Source organism: Candidatus Neomarinimicrobiota bacterium, assembly GCA_041154365.1.
GTDB classification, from domain to species: Bacteria; Fidelibacterota; Fidelibacteria; order Fidelibacterales; family Fidelibacteraceae; genus Fidelibacter; species Fidelibacter multiformis.
This window is the reverse complement of the sequence record AP035449.1, coordinates 1,602,718-1,619,259: the sequence shown is the minus strand read 5'-3', so window position 1 is coordinate 1,619,259 and position 16,542 is coordinate 1,602,718. Positions and strand designations below refer to the sequence as shown.

The window sequence follows — 16,542 nt, the reverse complement described above, 5'->3', positions numbered from 1 at the left end:
CATGAAGAAAAGAGTGCTTTCCTACGATGTGATTGTTGCCGGTGGGGGCATCGCCGGAATCGCTGCGGCTGTAAAAGCGGCAAGGTCCGGCGCAAAAACCCTTTTAATTGAGCAATATGGTTTTACCGGAGGCTCCGCCACCGCCGGGATGGTATCCCCCTTTATGAAACATACCGCCCATGGTATCCCCCTGACCAAAGGGATCTTTCAGGAACTGGAAGATGGGATGATCCGCAGGAACGGGATGATCGACAATGGTTTTTCAGGGATTGCCTTCCGACTGGCAGCCTTTGAACTCCTGAATGATGCCGGCGTGGATATCCTTCCCAATGCCGTGCTGATGAACGCCAGACTGATGGATCGTATGTTGCACTCAGTGGATGTTTTGTATGAAGGCACCGTGTATACAATCCGGGGAAGCATCTTTATTGATACCACGGGTGATGCCCAGCTTGTATACCTGGCCGGACTCCCTTATGAAAAAGGTGAAAATGGCCGCCTGCAATCGATGACTCTTTTTTTCAGAATGGGTAATATCAACATTCCCCGTGCTCTGGATTATATCAAATCACACAAGGATGATTTTTTTGAGTGGATGGACTACAATTTCAATCTGGAAAAAATTATCAGTATAGGGGGATATTTCAGTTTTGTTAAAAAAGCTCACCGGGAAGGCCGGTTATCCGATCATGTGAAATATATTTTTTACACAACTCTTCCGGAAAGCGGTGAAGCATCCTTTAACACGTCTAATATTCTGGAGCTGGACGGGACCTGTTCGAAAGACATGACTCTGGCTGAAATCGAAGGACGCCGACAGGTCATGGATGTGGTTCATCTGCTTCAGACTGAAATTCCCGGGTTTTCATCATCATGGCTTCTGGAAACGGCAACCCAGGTGGGAATCCGGGAGACCCGGCGTATGGTGGGTGATTATGTGGTGACCGGAAAAGATGTGCTGGATGGACGGAAATTTGAGGATATGATTGCCCGGGCATCCTATGGGATTGATATTCATGGTGCTAAGGGAGAAAGTGACCGCATGGAAGAGCTGGAAGAAGGGGATTATTATACCATCCCTTTCCGTTCATTGATTCACCGGGATGCAGAGAATGTCCTCAGCGCCGGACGCTGCCTGTCTGCCACCCGGGAAGGACACGCGGCCATCCGGATCATGCCCACATCCGCGGCAACCGGTGAAGCCGCCGGAGCCGCTGCCGGTTTGGCGGTCCGCCTGCAAACATCTCTCCGAAATATCCCTTATGCAAAACTCAGGCATGAAATCCGGCATAATATTGAATTTGAAGATTGACGTTTTAACTTATTCTGTCCGCCGGATTATCCGGCAGGAGGATATTCTATGAAAAAAATACTCATTCACATCATGATGATACTGGGCATGTTATCGTTTTTTATCGCCTGTTCAGAATCCCAACCGGAACAGGTCCACGGCATGTGGTTCCGGCCACCGGATAATGCGGGTGAATTACTGGAATCCCTGGAAAATATGCGGAATATGGGAATCAATACGGTGTTTATCGAAACCTATTACCATAGCTGGACTATCTATCCGGGGAAAAAATCCATACAGCGACCGGAATTCCTGGGCTGGGATCCTCTGAAAATGACCCTGGATTATGCCCATGAGCATGATATGGAGGTCCATGCATGGATCGAGGTTTTCTATGCCTTTAATCCTCATTATCTGGATGGAACCTCTGGCCCTGTGCTGACCCGGCATCCGGACTGGCTGTTAAAATCCAACGATCCTAATGACCATACAGCCGAAGATGGAAAACTCTTTTTGAATCCGGCACATCCCGGTGTTCAGGATTACCTGACGGATATGATGAAAGAATTGGTGGAAACCTACGATGTGGACGGGGTGCATCTGGATTATATCCGCTATCCGGTTCATACAGATGAGAAACAGTTTGGGTACGACAAGGTCTCACTTAAACGTTTTCCCGAAGAAATGGGATATGAAAATTCAGACTATTCTCTGGAGAATCCGGAAGTTCAAAAAGATTATGCAGATTGGAAAAAGCTTATCGTAACCCGTTTTGTCAGGCGGGTGACTGATGAATTAAAAAGGGTGGATGAAGACATCCAGCTCTCGGCGGCGATTTTTCCTTCCTATGCTACCGATCCTCAATCCCTGCAGAAATTTCAGGACTGGGCAGCCTGGGTGAAAGGGGATATGCTGGATTTTATTACACCGATGTGCTATGCCCCAAACCGGGAAAAACGCCGACAGGAAATCCGGGAATCCCTTGAGATATCAGACGTGCCGGTGGTGATTGGCCTGGCGATCAACCGGGTAAAAAGTACACAGGATGTGGAGATGCTGATTGAAGATGGGCTGACAAAAGGCTCAACCGGCCTTGCGTGGTTTGCCTATAACTGGCGCACACCGGTTTTTACGGAAACAGTGACAAAACGCTTTGGACGGGAACAGGATGAAGAGTGATACCATCCATTTCGGGACAGACGGCTGGCGGGGACTCCTGGATACGGAGATGAACATGGCATCCGCAGGTCTGGTGGCCCAGGCCTTTGCCGATTACCTGAAGGAGAAAAACGGGAAGCAACCGTCCTGTGCCATTGGTTATGACGGCCGGAAATATTCCCCGGAATTTGCGAAGCTCTTTGCAGAAATTCTCAGTGGGAACGGCATCCTGACACACCTTTCGGACCGTGTCGTCCCTACACCGGTCATCTCCTATACCGTGAAGCATCAAAAATTGAGTGCCGGTGTGATGATCACTGCCAGTCACAATCCGCCTGCCTATAACGGCATCAAATTTAAAGGTCCCTATGGGGGCCCCTTTTTTACGGAAGAAACACAAAAAGTAGAAACGCTTTTGGGGAAGTCTCCCATAAAACGGTCCCGTGATCATATCCCGGTTGATAATCTGTGGCCGGATTATCAATCCCGCCTGAATGAATTGATCAATTTTGACCGAATCCGGAAAGCCGGCATTACCTGTGTGGTGGATTCCATGCACGGAGCGGGAGGGAGTCTGTTGCCGGATCTGTTGACCCAAAAAGGGTGCAGGGCTACTGGTATTGATTCTGACATTCTGCATGATTTCGGCGGACGGGCTGCCGAGCCCCTGGAAAAAAATCTGTCACCCCTGAAACAGTATCTGATGGGACATCCGGACTACTCACTGGGATTGGCCACAGACGGAGATGCAGACCGCCTGGGTGTGATGATGGACGGTGGGATCTGGCTCAGCGCCCAGGAAACCATCCTCCTTTTGGCGGATTACCTGGTCTGTGTAAAAGATATCCCGGGAGCGATTATCAAATCTTCTTCGGTGACCGATAAACTCCGGATGCTGTATGAATCGCCGGACCGGCAGGTTTTGGATGTCCAGGTGGGATTCAAGTATATCACCGAAAAGATGCTCGAACTGCCTGTTGCCCTGGGTGTGGAGGAAAGTGGCGGTTTTGGATACGGGATTCACATCCCTGAACGAGACGGCATCTTTTCTGCCCTCCTTTTTCTGGAAATGCTGGCTGTCTCAGGATATCAAAAACTGTCGGACAAGGTGGCACAGCTGCGGGAAAAGGCAGGAAATCTGTATTACGACCGCATTGATTATCCCTTTGACAAGCCGGGACGTATGAGGGTATTGCCCGATTTGGTGAGGAATGATTTGAAAAATATCGGAGGATATCCTGTCCACAGGATGGATACGTATTTAAGCAGCAGAGGTGTGATCAACGGTGTGAAAATCCGCCTGGAAGGGGATTGCCGTTGGTTGATTCTCCGCTCTTCAGAAACCGAACCCATGATGCGCATCTATGCCGAAGGACAATCTGAAAGTGAGGTAGAAACATTCCTCAAAATAGGTGTCCAACTCATTCATGAATATGCAGGAGTCCCTGAATGAAAAAAATTATTCCGGCTCATCAGGCCATACAGAAAATGAGTCACCAGGCACAAGAATTCGCGGTGATTCAAAATCCCGCCGGTATCTGGCCTTCTGTGGAATATGTTCCCCTGGCAGACAAACTGACAGGACCCCTCTCCCGTATCAAAGCCGTGGTTTCGGATATGGACGGGACGACAACCACTACCGAGGGACTCTGTATCCACGCTTTGGAATACATGGTCCGGCAGATTACCGGCAGGTTGGATCCGGCCCAATGGAGTGGACTGGTTCCGGATACCGATTATCCTCACATTATCGGAAACAGCACAACCCGTCATGTGGAATATCTGATCGAAACATATCATCAATATATCCACCCGGAATCCCTGAAAGAGTCCTTTCTGAAAGCAGCGCTCTGGTTTTTATGGCATGGGCAGGATGCGCAACGCAAACAAGAGGTGCGGCAAAACCTTATCGCCCTGAATTGCCGGTCGTTGCTGGATTTTTCTGGAAAAGCTGTAAAAAAAGATACCCATTGGGAGAAAACCTGGAATAAAGTTAAAAATGATCTGTTGAAGTCGTGTTTTAAAGGGGTAAAGAGCTTTTCTGACGCACAAACAGTAAAAATGGCAGTGGATATCTACTATCAGCGTTATCATGAAATACTGGCCGCCATAGACGATCATACGAGCATCCCTGGTTTGGATGACAGGCGCGAACTCATTGAACCCATGCCGGGGATTGGCATCTACCTGGCATTGATCAAAGGATTATTAGGCGATGAGATTGAAAAAATGGTTCCGGAACTAAAAAAAGCCTATGAAGAGAAATCAGGAAGTCCCTGGGAGGGTGGGGAGGATGTGATTCCCCCCCTGGTTCAGGTTTCCCGTTTTTTTGAAAAAAATCCTGTAAAAATCTCCATTGTTACTTCCTCCATTTTTTACGAAGCCCGAATCGTGATGAGCCGGGTTTTCGAAAGGCTAAGGAGGGATACCGAATCCTGGCCTCTCTCTGAAGCACGGAAATCACGAATCATGGATTCTTTTACTGCTTACGAAAATGTCTACGATGCCTTTGTCACCGCCAGTGATTCCAATGAAATCCGCCTGAAACCCCACCGGGATCTCTACAGTATCGCCCTGCATCAGCTGGGAATTCCGAAAGAGGATTTCGACACTGTTATCGGATTTGAAGACAGTGAAAGCGGTACCCTTGCCATCCGGGCTGCCGGAATCGGGCTCTGCTGTGCTGTGCCTTTTCATGAAACCAGTGGACACGATCTGAGTGCCGCATCCCATATCCTCCAGGGTGGAATACCTGAAGCCATATTGAAACATTTAGCATTTTTAAAAACCGGAGCCTGACCATGAAACGCATTTTTCACGTCATTTCCAATACACACTGGGACCGGGAATGGCGCTATCCCTACCAAAAAAACCGGCAGATGCTGGTGAAAATGATGGACAATCTGCTGGATATCCTGGAAAAAGAACCGGATTACAAAGCATTCCATCTGGACAGCCAGTCTGTGGTACTGACGGATTATCTGGAGATCCGTCCTGAAAAAAAAGCACAGATATCCCAATATGTAAAGGAAAAACGTCTCTTTATCGGTCCGTGGTTTATCCTGCCCGATGAATTTATGGTCAGCGGTGAAAATCTGATCCGGAATTTACTGCTGGGACACAAAATCTGCCGGGAGTTCGGACGGGTGTCCAAGGTTGGATATTCCCCCTTTTCCTGGGGACAGATCTCCCAATTGCCACAGATATACACGGAATTTGGTATAGATGTGATTATGTTCTACCGGGGAATGAATTCCCTGGACAGTCCCAAAGCCGAATTCCTCTGGGAAGGGGCTGACGGGACCGTTGTTTTGGCATCACGCTTCTCAACCATGCCCCGCTATAATTTCTACTTTTACGTCTATCGTCCCGTCATTCACAACGAGACACCAGATATGGTGGCTCATCCCTGGGATAACCACGAAATATCGTTCCACTTGACAGACCCGGAGCGGGTGGGGCACGATTATGCCATGATTGAAGCGGAAGATGGTTACTATAAGGAAAACATCCGGCCATGGGTCCAAAAGTTGATCGATGAACAGGTGAATGACTTTACAACCCCCCATGTCATCTGGATGGAAGGACACGATTCCAGCGGCCCCAACGGGAAAACACCGAAAATTATCCGGGATATCCAAAAAATGATGCCCGACGTGGATGTCCGCCACAGTACCCTTGAGGATTACGTGGCGGGACTCAAAGCTGACGCTGATCCTGCAAAACTCAGCAGAGTGACCGGAGAACGGCGCAGTGCTCAGTTTGACCGCCGGAGTGGAAATCTGTACGGGTATATCACCTCTGCCCGCATGTATTTGAAACAGGCCAATTTTCAGTCTGAACGCCTGTTGGAAAAGTATGCCGAACCCTTTAATACCTTTGCCGGGATTTATGGACTCAATATCGGGGATGAATATCTGAATATCGCCTGGCGGAAACTCCTGGAAAATTCTGCCCATGATTCCATCGGCGGATGCAGCCTGGATACGGTTCATACGGATATGATGAACCGTTACAAACAGATCAACGAAATCGCCGATGGTGTGTTTGAACGGGCTTGTCAGTTTTTGGCGAAGCAACTGGACCTTTCCCATGCACCGGCACACAGTATCCATATCCATGCCCTGAACCCGGTGCAGTTTAATGCAGACGGTCCTTTTGAATTGTACGTGGATATTCCTGAAAAGTACGATAAAGGATCAGTGAAACTTGTTGATAATCAAGGAGAAGAGGTCCATACGGTAATCCTCGAAAGATTACCCTCTGAACCGGTTCTGGAGCAGTTGGAAGACCGCCCCATGTACTATAAGATGGTCCGCTACCGCATCCTGGCCGATATGCCCGCCATACCCTCCTTTGGACTCCGTTCGTTTCAGGCTGTCCCGGTGTCACAACTGGGAACCCCGCCGGTAAGACTTTTGGCTTCCAAAGGGGGAAGAATCATCGAAAACGAATTTTTACGTGTTGAAATCGGAGATGACGGGACCTTTACACTCATAGACAAAGCACACGATACCCGTTATTCCGGCCTGGGATACTTTATCGATGAAGGGGAAGCCGGCCATGCCTGGGTCCATGAACCGGTGAAACCATTTGGCGACAGCCGGCTTTCAGAGAGTTTTGTAACTATACGAGAAAACAACTGGTTAAGGGCAGTTGTTGAAGTGGAATACGAACTGGAAATCCCGGAAGATCTGGATGAACGCCGTCAGGGAATTCATTCGGCTGTTATGCCTGTGACCCTGGCTTTGACACTGAGCAAAGGATCCCGGCGATTGGACCTTACTGCCGAGGTGGATAATCCTGCAGAAGATCACCGGCTGAGGATTTTATTTCCGACCGGATTACATGCGAAGGTTCATTTTGCCGAAGGACAGTTTGATGTGGTGGAGCGACCGGTAGAGCGGCCGGATACTTCGGACTGGGTGGAACAGCCCATGTACGATTATCCCCTGTATCATTTTGCCGGTGTAAAAGCAGGGAAAAAAGGATTATCCATCCTTGTAAACGGACTGAAAGAGTATGAAATGATGGATGATACAAATCATACCCTGGCCCTGACCCTTTTCCGGGCTTTTCACTATGTCATTCAGCCTGCTTCAAAACAGGATTATGAAGAGGATAAAGGATCTCAGTGTCTGGGAAAATCTGTTTACCATTTTGCCCTCATGCCGCATGAAGGGGACTGGCAAACAGGGGGTGTATATGCCGAAGCCATGCGGAAAAATTATCCCCCTGCCTTTTTTCAGACAGGGCGGACTGCGGGGAAGCTTAAAACGGATTTTTCCTTTCTGGAATTGGATAACGGGAATGTCATTGTATCGGCTGTGAAAGAGAGTGATGCCCGGACGCCGAATACATATATCCTGCGTCTTTATAATCCGGCCAGAACCCGCCAGACAACATTCCTGAACTTTGCTTTTCCAGTCAAAAACATTGAAAAAACGACACTGGAAGAGAGCACCGGCAAAAAGCTGAGAAAAAGAGACGGCAAATGGAGAGTGACCCTGAACAGCCGGGAAATCATGACACTTAAAATAATCACAAAGTCATAGAGGATTTGGAGCGTTTCATGTTGAAAAATAAATATGGCTACTTCGATGCAAAAAAACGGGAATTTGTCATAACAGACCCGCGAACACCCCGTCCCTGGTTTAACTACATGTGGAATGACCGGTATGCCGGACTTATTTCCCACACCGGCGGTGGATTCAGCTACCTTGATTCCCCCCGGGATAACCGCCTGACGCGCATGCGCTATAACAGCCTGCCCTGGGATCGTCCCGGTCGGTATGTGATGGTGAAAGATACAGAAAGCGGGGAATACTGGTCTCTGAGTTGGGCTCCCACCCTGAATGTTAACTATGATCTGTATGAATGTCATCACGGGATGGGATATACACGCATCATCACGGAATACAAGGGCATCCGGGGTGAAATCACCTATTTTGTCCCCCGTGACGAAACGGGAGAAATCTGGAAAATCAGTCTCACAAACCTGTCTGAACGCCCCCGGAATCTGGAAATCTATGCGTTTACCGAACTCCTCATGGGAAATGCTCTGAATGACCTGATCAATCAGCCCAACGACAAACATTTTACCGATATCCACTTTGATAAAGAGTCCCAATCCCTGGTGGCCACCCGGCGTTACTGGGTTTTAAATAAGAAAGTCTCTGTAATCCAGCCCAATATCGACTGGAAATACATTCTCCAGTTTGCCTCCACACTGGATGTGAGCGGGTTTGATGCCAGTCTGGACACCTTTATCGGGAAATGGCGCTCCGAGGCTAATCCTCTTTCAGTTGAAACAGGGGAAATGCATCATACGGAAATCACCGCCGGTGATCCTGTGGCCGCCCTTCAGTCCAAAGTAAAACTGGAACCCGGCAACACGTTGGATTTTTCCATACTCATGAAAGTTTCGGAGAAAGAATCTGCAAAGCTTAGTGATATAAACAGTTGGAAATCACAAACATTTATTGAAGGAAAACTGTCTGCCCTTCAACAGTACTGGCAGGATTATTTTTCCGTTTTGCAGGTGGAAACCCCCGATGAAAAAGTGAACACTATGCTAAATACCTGGAACCAATATCAGGCGGCAGTTACCTTTGACATGGCCCGGAATTCGGGATATTACCATGGCGGACTGCTTTTTGGGACGGGAATGCGGGACCAGTTCCAGGATATTCTCGGGATGGTGATGGTGGAACCGGAGCGGGTACGGAAACGCCTGCTCAATGCCCTGCAATTCCAGTTCAATGACGGATCGACCCTCCATAACTTTTTTAAACTGGCAGGAACGGGTGAACGAACACGGCACTCCGATACCCCTTTGTGGATTCCCTTTGGTCTTATAAAATATTTTTCTGAAACAGGAGATGCCTCAATCTTCGAAGAAACTGTGCCTTATCACGACGAAGGTGAAGGAACTGTCTGTGAACACATGGTCCGGGCTATGGATTATGCCATCAGTGAAACCACGGAACGGGGACTCCCCCGGATTATGAATGGAGATTGGAATGATACCCTGGATCATATCGGACCAAAAGGAAAGGGAGAAACCATTTGGGGAGCCTTTTTTCTGGGATATATCCTGAAAGAAGCTGTCTCCTTTTTCGATTTCAGGAAAGAAACAGTGCAGGTGAAAAAATATTCCCAAGCCTACAAGACACTCACCAAAACCATCAATGATCTGGCCTGGACGGGGACGTGGTACCTGCGGGCTTTTCGGGACAACGGTCAGCCGGTGGGAACGCCGGAGGATGACCAGGGACAGATTTTCCTGAATGCCCAGACCTGGTCTGTCATATCCGGAATGGCCACGCCGGAACGGGGGAATACAGCCTTGAAGAGCTGTCTTGACCAGCTGGAAACACCTTACGGCATGCAAATTTGCCGTCCGGCATACCATCGAATTGATGACACGGTTGGGCTCATCAGCCGTTGTGTGCCCGGGAAAAAGGAAAACGGAGCAGTCTTTAATCATGCCTCTGCCTGGTTTGTCCTGGCAGCCCTTATGAATGGACAGATAGAAGACGCATACCGGATCTATCAGAAAATGCTTCCCGTGAATTCCGGTACGGATATCGACCGGTATGAAACCGAACCCTACGTTTTTTCAGAATATGTCACAAGTCCTGAACACCCCACACAGGGACAGGCAAGTCACTCCTGGCTTACCGGATCTGCCGTGTGGATGTTGTACATTGGCTATGGTTATTTACTGGGAATACGGCCCGTCCCCGGTGGACTCCTGATTGATCCCCGCATCCCTGCAGACTGGGATAAGGTAAACATCACCCGGAAATTTCGGGGTAAAACCCTTCACATTCGAATACACAACCCTGATCGTGTGAATATGGGTGTCAAATCCATGACTGTTAACGGACAATCTCATGATTCACAGGTTTTGGATCCTGAAAAATATGACGGCAGGGAATTGGATGTGGAGGTGAGATTGAGTGACGAGTAACGAGGTGAGAGTAGGAGGCCTCCCGCAGAGGGCGCGGAGACGCGGAGGGATTTTTTTTGGCTCCCGCAGAGGGCGCAGAGATGCGGAGGGATATTTCTTGGTTCCCGCAGAGGGCGCGGAGATGCTGAGGGATATTTTTTGGTTCCCGCAGAGGGCGCAGAGATGCTGAGGGATCTTTTTTTGTTCCCGCAGAGGGCGCGGAGATGCTGAGGGATATTTCTTGGCTCCCGCAGAGGGCGCAGAGATGCGGAGGGATTGATTTGATTGAAACACCAGGAGCGCAGCGACGCTAACTTCCAACTTCCAACTTCCAACTTCTAGGAGGTGATTGCCTGCCCATGAAATGAGCGCAGCGTATTTCACAGGGGATTGATTCGATTGGTTTGATTGATTTGATTGAAACACCAGGAGCGCAGCGACGCTAACTTCAGACAGGCCGCAGCCTGTCCCTACATCTCGACACACACCAGGAGCGAAGCAACGCTAACTTCCAACTTCCACCTTCTAACTTCTTTAATAGAATTGGCGATTCATTTGATTTAGCACAAGGATTATAGGAGAGATGGAATATATGAATTCGATTAGGTAACGCGCCCCCCACCCCGGGGGGTAAGATACATTGAATGAGTGGAGAGTGGAGAGTGGAGAGTCGTAGGGGCAGGACGTGTCCTGCCTCTGAGTTGGAGTCTTGAGTTTTGAGTGTATGTTTTAGAAAATTGCAGATTTTCAGACTTAGATATTCTGACTTTTATTTATTGGATGATATTGTAATAAATTACTCCAAAGGCTATAAGTGAAACAAGATATATGAATACGATTAGGTAACGCCCCCCACCCCGGGGGTAAAATACGCCGAAATGCGACACAATGCAAGATAATATTGTTATTCGTATATATGTTTTGTCGAATAAAACAACAGATTGAGGCTTTATTTCAATCATCCCGGTCGTTGAGTAGGCCGCCGACTGGCCGGCATATCGAGGTGCCAATATTTCGGGCGGACACAGGTCTGCACCCTCTCACTATCGTGCCCTTATACCCTCATACCTTCCGTGCTCCCAAATTTCCTCTGCGATATATAAAAAATAATCTCCGCGTCTCTGCGCCCTCTGCGGGAGGAAAAAATCCTCCGTGCTCTCTGTGTCCTCCGCCCCCTTCGCAATATAAAAACACTCTCCGCGTCTCCGCGCCCTCAGCGGGAGGCATCACCCAAAATCCCTCCGCATCTCTGCGCCCCCTGCGGGAGGAAAAAAGACCTCCGCACCCTCAGTGGGAACAATCATTCATCATTCTTCATTCAATTCATCATTCATCATTCATCATTCATCATTCATCATTCATAATTGCCCGAAAGGCCCTATATGTCTCGTACACATCTCCTTTGCTCACAACCTCAAAAGGTGAGTGCATCCCCAGGACCGGTACACCGGCATCAATAACCTGCATGCCGTAATAGGCCATAAATTTGGCGATAGTTCCGCCGCCGCCTTCATCCACTTTTCCCAGCTCGGCCATGTGCCAGGTGATGTCATTTTCATCAAAAATTTTCCGGAGAGCTGCCACAAACTCCGCGTTGGCTTCACTGCTTCCTGCTTTACCGCGGACACCGGTGAATTTTGTCAATACAATACCACCGTTTATATACGCGGCGTTTCTCAAATCGTGGACGTCCTTCCAGTCCGGGTGAACCGCTGCATTTACGTCGGCGGACAGACACCGGGCATTGGACAGGGTCCGCCGGATTGCGGTGTAGCTGTCTTTGCCTTCCAGGGCCAGGATTTCACCCACCACCATCTCGGGAAACCAGGTATTGGAACCACTGGCTCCTTCACTGCCGATCTCTTCTTTGTCCATGAGAAAAACAAGAACCGGTTTTTTGACCTTTTCCACATCCAGGATGGCACGAAGCGCTGTATAAGCACACACCCTGTCGTCGTGTCCGTATCCACCCAAAAGAGACCGGTCCAGTCCCACATCCCGGGATTTACCAGCCGGAACCAGCTCTACATCGGCGCTTAAAAAATCATCTTCTGCAATGCCGTAAGTGTCTTTAAACAGTTTCAGGATGTTCAGTTTAAACCGTTGATCCTGCTTTTCGTCATCGTTGACTGGCAGACTTCCGGCAAGAATATTCAGTTTTTCACCGGGGATGAATTCGGTGGCTTTCTTCGTATTCTGGGCATTTGCCGCCAGGTGTGGGAGAAGATCGGCAATGGTAAATACAGGATCGCTGTCCTTTTCTCCGATCACAATGTTTTTGATGCTCCCGTCTTTCATGGCAAAGATCCCGTGCAATGCCAGCGGAATAGACACCCATTGATATTTCCGGATGCCGCCGTAATAATGGGTTTTAAACATGGCCAGGTCCTGGTCTTCATACACCGGATACTGCTTCAGATCAAGCCGCGGTGAATCCACATGGGCAACGAGAATATGAACACCTTCTGTCAGTGGTTTTTCCCCTTTCCGGTAGAGGGCAATGGATTTGCCGTGAAGGGGGTAATAAAGCTTATCCATGTTTTTAGGGGATGTCAGGATATTTTCAAATCCTTTGGATTCAGCCAGTTGAATCACATTTCTTACGGCTTCACGCTCGGTTTTGGATGAATCCAGAAAGGATACATAATCGGTGTTGAAAGCAAAGACTGCTTCCCGGTCTTTCTGTGTGTCCCACACATTTTTCCGCGTATGCAGAAGTTCGTCTTTTAATGCATTGTTTTGATTTTCCTGTTCTTTCATATTGCCTCCTTTGTTAAATGAACGGGCAAATTTACAACATTTCAGACTCCAATGTAAGGAGTGCTTGTGTTTTTGTATGTGTCCTGGAGAGGGGAAAGGTTTCAGAAAATCCCCGTTTCAGGATATAACTTCTATGCTTTGTATTAGATCCGGCAGAATTTCCCCCGCCTTGCCCTGAAGATAGATATCGGTAATGGCATGGGTGTACGCCGACGGTTCGGGATTGATCTCAATGATGGCTGCCCCGTGGGTTTTTGCCTGCCAGGGGACGGATGAGGCAGGGACGACCTCTCCTGTGGTACCGATGATCAGAAAAACATCAGCAATCCGGGCTTCCTCTATTGAGGCATCATAGGCCTTATAGGGAATTGCTTCCCCAAAAAAGATAAAATCCGGTTTCAAAATTCCGCCACAAGATCTACATAGGGGTGGAAGTTGTTTGAGATAAGACGGTTCGAAAGGGATAACCTTACCGCACCGGGTACATTTCAGACGACCTGATGTTCCATGAAATTCAATGATATTCCGGCTTCCTGCCTGATGGTGCAGACTATCGATGTTTTGTGTGATTACGGCCTGCAAATACCCGGCTTTTTCCATCTCCGCCAGGCTTATGTGTCCCGGATTGGGTTTTGCCCGGCCGAAAAAGTCGTAAAAGATTTCTTTGATGAGCGTCCATGTCTGGGTAGGATCCCGGTAGAATGCATCCAGATCCAGGCATCCCGGATCATAGCGGGACCATAACCCTTCTCTGCCACGGAAGGGGGGAATGCCGCTTTCCACGGAAATGCCGGCACCGGTGAATGCCGTTGTATGTGTTGCATGGAGGATTAAACGAGCCGCTTTTTCCAGATGAGAAGAAAAATCACTCAAGGTCATCCCCCGAGTCCGAATAGGCTTTAATGATCCGTTTGACCAGATGATGGCGGACCACATCCACTTCAGTCAGATAGGTAAACCCGATACCGTCGATATCTTTCAGAATATTCACGGCGTCCATGAGTCCGGACCGTTGTTTGGAAGGCAGGTCGATCTGGGTGATATCTCCTGTAATAATGGCCTTGGAATTCACACCGATACGGGTCAGAAACATCTTCATCTGCAGCGGCGTGGTGTTCTGGGCTTCATCCAGGATGAGAAAGGCACTGTCAAGGGTCCGCCCGCGCATATAAGCAAGAGGAACGATTTCAATAATTTTCTGTTCGAAAAAGACTTTCAGTTTTTCAGGACTGATCATGGTTTTCAGGGCATCGTAGAGGGGTGCCAGGTAGGGATCGATTTTTTCTTTCATATCCCCCGGAAGAAATCCCAGGTTTTCCCCGGCTTCCACGGCGGGTCGGGTGAGGATGATTTTCCGGATCTCCCGGTTTTTCAATGCCGCCACGGCCATGGCCACGGCCTGATAGGTTTTGCCTGTCCCTGCCGGACCGATGGCAAATGTGATATCATTTTCTGAAGCGATCCGGTAATATTCCGCCTGGCCTGCAGTTCGGGGACGGATGAGTCCGTTCGGTGTGAAAAGTATGATCGATTCCTCCGGAACAGAGAAAATGGAGTCTGAGTCATCTGCTTCAATATTGATCACGGTTTTTACATCCGATGGTTTGATATATTCTTTCTTGGGAATAAGCTGGATTAACTGATTGAGGATATGGTGAATCCGTTCCACCTCGATGGGATCCCCCACAATTTTTATACTTTGCCCCCGGGCTATGATTTCTGCATTAAAGTGATCCTCAAGGACTTTTAAATTTTCATCATTCACCCCCAGAAGGGCCAGGGGATCAAATCCCCGCATCAGTATTTCCCGTCGTGTTTCTGCCATGTATCTCCTTTTGTTCCTTTTGAATTTAAAAAGAGTTATGTGCAAAAAGAAGTGTTACCTCCATGGGATGGGATTTATCCATGGGGATTCTCTTCGTGCGGAATCCACCTGCTTTGTGTAAATTTCAGTAAAAATAGGGGGTTTCCCCATGTCCCGAATTGAAAAAGATGCCTTAGGAACCCTTGAATTACCGGATGACTGTCTGTATGGCATTCATACACAGCGGTCTGTCAATCATTTTGCTTACAGTGAAGAACGGTTGGACCCGGTTTTTATCAAAGCGTTTGCCCTTGTTAAAAAAGCGTGTATTCTTGCGAACGAAGAGACAGGTTTTCTGGATTCAGATAAAGCCCGGGTTTTGGCTGAATCCTGTTCTGAAATTGCCGGAGGAAAACACCACAGCTGGATTGTAGTCAATCCCTGGCAGGGAGGGGCCGGGACATCCACCAATATGAATTTTAACGAGGTCCTTGCCAATCTGGCATTGAAGAAAATGGGCTTTGCACCGGGATCCTATGATAAGATCCACCCCCTGCACGATGTAAACCGCCATCAGTCCACCAATGATGTGTATCCCACGGCACTACGAGTGGCAGTGTTACTCCGTTTAAAGGACCTTGAAAAGGCGGTCACAGACTGGCAGGCGGGTCTTCAGGAAAAAGAGTCTGTATTTCAGAATATTTTAAAACTGGGACGGACCGAGCTTCAGGATGCAGTCCCTATGACACTGGGAATGACCTTTGGTGCCTGGGCGGAGGCGGTTGCCCGGGACCGCTGGCGGATTTTTAAAGCCCGGGAGCGGATTAAGATCCATAACCTGGGGGGAACGGCCGTAGGGACCGGTTTGGGGGCTCCACGGGAGTATATTTTTAAAGCATCTGAACACTTGAAAAAAGAGACGGGACTCGTACTGGCCAGGGCAGAAAATCTGGTGGATGCCACCCAGAATCTGGACAGTTTTGCAGAAGTTTCGGCCATTTTGAAAAGTTATGCCGTGAATTTGATGAAAATTGCCAATGATCTCAGGCTTCTTTCATCGGGTCCGGCCGGTGGATTTCATGAACTCCGGTTGCCGGAAATCCAGGCAGGATCATCCATCATGCCTGGAAAGGTCAACCCTGTGATTCCTGAATCCGCCGTACAGGTTGCACTGCGGGTCATGAGCAATGACCAGGTTATCGCTCAGGCGGCAGGTATGGGACAGCTGGAGTTAAATCATCTTATCCCGTTGATCACGCACAGTTTTATGGAATCCCTGAAGCTCTTGACAGCCGTGACTGTTGCCATGGATCATCACTGTACACGGGATATTCAGGCGAACCGGGAATCCTGTGAGTCTAAAATCGGTGAAGGGTGGACCCTGGCAACGGCGCTGGTGCCATATTTTGGGTACGATACCGTGCAGACATGGGTGAAAGAAGCACTGGCCGAAAAGAAATCATTCAAAAATCTGGTGCTGGAAAAGAAATATCTGACTCCGGATCAACTGGATACCATCTTATCACCTCAGAATATGTTGAAACTGGGATTTACACCCGGCGATACCGTGTAAGG

The 16,542-nt window shown here is 48.7% G+C and carries 10 protein-coding genes; 7 read left to right on the top strand and 3 right to left on the bottom strand.

The window, feature by feature from the left end:
- The first annotated feature begins 1 nt into the window (after window position 1).
- The 6 genes from strainIA91_RS06995 to strainIA91_RS06970 are packed head-to-tail and all read left to right on the top strand — an operon-like array spanning window position 2 to window position 10,424.
- Window positions 2-1,312 carry an FAD-dependent oxidoreductase gene (locus tag strainIA91_RS06995; protein ID WP_400166065.1) on the top strand — a complete coding sequence of 437 codons (1,311 nt, stop codon included), beginning with the start codon at window positions 2-4 and terminating at the stop codon, window positions 1,310-1,312.
- Between the two features lie 48 nt (window positions 1,313-1,360).
- Complete coding sequence (locus strainIA91_RS06990) at window positions 1,361-2,470, top strand: glycoside hydrolase family 10 protein (RefSeq protein ID WP_400166064.1); 1,110 nt, start codon at window positions 1,361-1,363, stop codon at window positions 2,468-2,470.
- On the top strand, window positions 2,460-3,902 hold the full coding sequence (locus strainIA91_RS06985) for a phosphoglucomutase (RefSeq protein WP_400166063.1): 1,443 nt from the start codon (window positions 2,460-2,462) through the stop codon (window positions 3,900-3,902). The genes strainIA91_RS06990 and strainIA91_RS06985 overlap by 11 nt, the downstream gene beginning before the upstream one ends.
- The gene (locus strainIA91_RS06980) at window positions 3,899-5,248 is read left to right on the top strand and encodes a hypothetical protein (RefSeq protein ID WP_400166062.1); all 1,350 of its coding nucleotides are present in this window, start codon (window positions 3,899-3,901) and stop codon (window positions 5,246-5,248) included. Before strainIA91_RS06985 ends, strainIA91_RS06980 begins: the two co-directional genes overlap by 4 nt.
- A 2-nt stretch (window positions 5,249-5,250) precedes the next feature.
- The gene (locus tag strainIA91_RS06975) at window positions 5,251-8,004 is read left to right on the top strand and encodes an alpha-mannosidase (RefSeq protein WP_400166061.1); all 2,754 of its coding nucleotides are present in this window, start codon (window positions 5,251-5,253) and stop codon (window positions 8,002-8,004) included.
- 17 nt (window positions 8,005-8,021) lie between these two features.
- The gene (locus tag strainIA91_RS06970; RefSeq protein WP_400166060.1) at window positions 8,022-10,424 is read left to right on the top strand and encodes a GH36-type glycosyl hydrolase domain-containing protein; all 2,403 of its coding nucleotides are present in this window, start codon (window positions 8,022-8,024) and stop codon (window positions 10,422-10,424) included.
- Between the two features lie 1,326 nt (window positions 10,425-11,750).
- On the opposite strand, the gene strainIA91_RS06965 is transcribed toward strainIA91_RS06970, so the two are convergent.
- From strainIA91_RS06965 to strainIA91_RS06955, 3 genes are all read right to left on the bottom strand, one after another.
- Window positions 11,751-13,163: an aminopeptidase gene (locus strainIA91_RS06965; RefSeq protein ID WP_400166059.1), complete on the bottom strand. Its 1,413-nt coding sequence runs from the start codon at window positions 13,161-13,163 to the stop codon at window positions 11,751-11,753.
- Between the two features lie 117 nt (window positions 13,164-13,280).
- On the bottom strand, window positions 13,281-14,042 hold the full coding sequence (locus tag strainIA91_RS06960) for an NAD-dependent protein deacylase (protein WP_400166058.1): 762 nt from the start codon (window positions 14,040-14,042) through the stop codon (window positions 13,281-13,283).
- A complete protein-coding gene (locus tag strainIA91_RS06955; protein ID WP_400166057.1) occupies window positions 14,029-14,988 on the bottom strand; it encodes a PhoH family protein in 960 nt (319 codons plus the stop codon). The genes strainIA91_RS06960 and strainIA91_RS06955 overlap by 14 nt, the downstream gene beginning before the upstream one ends.
- A 148-nt stretch (window positions 14,989-15,136) precedes the next feature.
- Between strainIA91_RS06955 and strainIA91_RS06950 the strand changes: the two genes are divergently transcribed.
- Complete coding sequence (locus strainIA91_RS06950) at window positions 15,137-16,540, top strand: aspartate ammonia-lyase (protein WP_400166056.1); 1,404 nt, start codon at window positions 15,137-15,139, stop codon at window positions 16,538-16,540.
- Window positions 16,541-16,542: the final 2 nt, after the last annotated feature.